The sequence below is a fragment of the Methylomicrobium sp. Wu6 genome (assembly GCF_035916875.1).
Classification (GTDB): domain Bacteria; phylum Pseudomonadota; class Gammaproteobacteria; order Methylococcales; family Methylomonadaceae; genus Methylomicrobium.
On sequence record NZ_JAXUHN010000004.1, the window covers coordinates 1 to 2636 of the forward strand.

Below are 2636 nucleotides of genomic sequence, written 5' to 3' on the forward strand. Positions count from 1 at the left end.
TTCAGCAGTGACCGAAAATTTCGCCACGGAATATGGCTCTTGCGAGACCGGCGGCACAGCCACTTATGCCAGTAACGCTCCACCTGATGATGAACTACGCGCAGTGCGCGACCGTTACCGGTAATACCAAAATAGCTGTAATGCCCCTTCAACATCGCACTCAATCGACGCTGTTGCTCCCGTATCGGATCATGGCGCATCAATCGGCAACGTTGATTGATTGCTTTTAGAGTCCTTGCCACTCTATCCTTCGCCGTCCGCTGCAGCACAATCCATTTGCCGCGCCGGGACTTGGTCCAGACATGCGTAAACCCTAGGAAGTTGAACGTTGTCGCCATATCGCTGTGCCAGCCCTGTTGCTGTGGCCTGCGAAAACGGAAATCGATCAGTCGAGTTTTCTCGGGATGGAGTTGCAAGCCGAAGCGTTGCTTTCGTCCTTCCAGGGCTTTCCATACTCGACTGGCATCGCTAATGCTTTTGAAGACCATTACGAAATCGTCAGCATAGCGGGTAAGACTGGCGTGTCCTGCCAGTCTCGGTTGCACCGCTTTCACAAACCATTCGTCCAGGGCATAGTGCAGGAACACATTCGCCAGCAGAGGAGAGATAACGCCCCCTTGCGGCGTACCCGAGGCCGAATAATGCAGCCGTCCCTGTTCCATGACACCGGCCTTGAGCCACTTATCGATCAGCTTCCTGATCACACCATCTACGACTCGTTTGTCCAAAACTGCCCTAAGCTTGGCGTATTCGATGGAATCGAAATATTTCCGTAAATCCACATCGAGTATCCAAGTACCCGATTCATCCATAATGTGATTACGCAGGCTTCTCAATGCTTGATGCGCATTACGCTGTGGTCTGAATCCGTAGGAACAATCATGAAAGTCTTGTTCGTAGATCGGTTCCAGCAGGAGGACCACCGCCCGTTGCGCCACTTTATCCTCAAACGTCGGGATACCCAGCGGACGCTGCCCACCATCGCCTTTCGGAATATAATGCCGTCTCACGGCCGGCGCTTGATAGCGACCGGACTTCAATCTTTCCAGAAGATCACGCAGATTTCCTTCCAGATTGGCGGCATAGTCGGCGGCGGTTTGACCATCAATCCCTACCGCACCGTCCTTGCGGGTTAGCTGGTAGGCATAGAGCAACCATTCGTAATCCAGGTAATGATTTAACGACGTAAACGCCAAGTCAGGATGGATTTTGGCCAATTCGGCTATTCGCTCTCGTTTCGTTGACACGCATAAAGGTTCCAATGCACCCTCCCATGTTTCATTAAAGCGATTTCATAACACGACTTCTCCTTCCCTCGTTTGGGTCCCTGCGAGCCAGGTTCCCCACTGTCAACGGTACTATGAGAAGCTACGACTTCCCGCATGGAATGGCCGCTTGCTTATGGATTCGCTCACGGCTTCCCGTCCTTGCTCGACGTTCGCTCTACTCGGTAGGAGCAAACCGAATAGCCGGGCCCCTTTCAGCCAAGGCGCCCATCAGGCTGATTTGACGGGTCAAATACGGGATCTCTCCGGTTTCCGGGAAATCCATCCTGTATCTTTGCTCTGCTCTTAGATCCCGGCCGACCCGCTACTTGCTCGCCTAAACGCAAGTAGCAATGCTGTCCCCATACCCAACACAATAAAGACGTCAGCAATCACATGATTTCGAGACTCAATCACACAGCTTTAATACCCACTGTCTACGCTTCACGAGGTCTGTTACCAGACTCCATGCAAGACTCGTTTCCGGCTGGCTGGCTAACCTTTACCGGGAGGGAGTCGAACCCTCTGGATTTCAATAAAAGGTTTCAGTTATGTAACATTCTCCTTTTCCGGACTTATCCGGACGCAAGTTGGGCACACGCGCGCAGGAAGTTCTTCGACCTCTTCCAGGCCAGCCAGAGCCCAATCGCGCACGAAGCCTTGAACCGGATTGCTGGGCTGTATGCGATTGAGGCCGAAGGCCAAGGCCTGAGTCCAATGGAACGCCAACGTCTGCGCGCCGAAAAAAGCCTACCGGCATTGGCCGACTTGCACGACTGGCTGCAGCAAACCCGACTCCATACCGCGCCCAACAGCGCCACCGCCAAAGCGATCGATTACAACTTGAAGCGTTGGACCGCTCTGACGCGCTATGCCGAAACCGGTGATCTGCCGATTCATAACAACCCGATTGAAAACAGTATCCGACCGATCGCTTTGGGAAAAAAGAACTGGCTCTTTACCGGCTCGGAACGTGCCGGAAAACGCGCCGCCGTGATCCAGACTCTGCTCGGCACCGCCAAGCTCAATGGCCTCGATCCTGCGGTATGGCTAAAAGAAACGCTGGCGAAACTGCCTACCTGGACCAACAGCCGTATCGACGAATTGCTGCCTTTCCGCTCCACAGATTAAACCAGAGTACCAATGGTCTGGCTAGGTGGTGCGGTTGAACGGTTACGACAGTTTAACCGAACTTTTTTGTCTGCTCGACGATTTTTGCCGGGTGTTCGATCTGGTATGGAAACGCCATTTGCTAGCGAGCGGCGCGAAACGGCGACATCGGCCCAGCACCTTGAGTCTCTCGGAATTGATGACCTTGGTCATCCTGTTTCATCAACTACGCTTCCGCCAGTTCAAGAGTTTCTATCTGGT

Annotated in this window: 1 protein-coding gene and 2 pseudogenes; 2 read left to right on the forward strand and 1 reads right to left on the reverse strand. The window is 53.3% G+C overall.

Annotated elements, in window-relative coordinates; genetic code table 11:
• On the reverse strand, positions 1-1247 hold a 1247-nt coding region (ltrA, locus tag U2W12_RS00090; RefSeq protein WP_326498645.1), incomplete at its 3' end, for a group II intron reverse transcriptase/maturase.
• Positions 1248-1859: 612 nt separating this feature from the next.
• Here ltrA and U2W12_RS00095 point away from each other — a divergent pair.
• Both U2W12_RS00095 and U2W12_RS00100 read left to right on the forward strand, forming a co-directional pair.
• Positions 1860-2396, forward strand: a pseudogene (locus U2W12_RS00095) (transposase); the annotation flags it as partial.
• Between the two features lie 34 nt (positions 2397-2430).
• Positions 2431-2636, forward strand: a pseudogene (locus tag U2W12_RS00100) (IS982 family transposase); the annotation flags it as partial.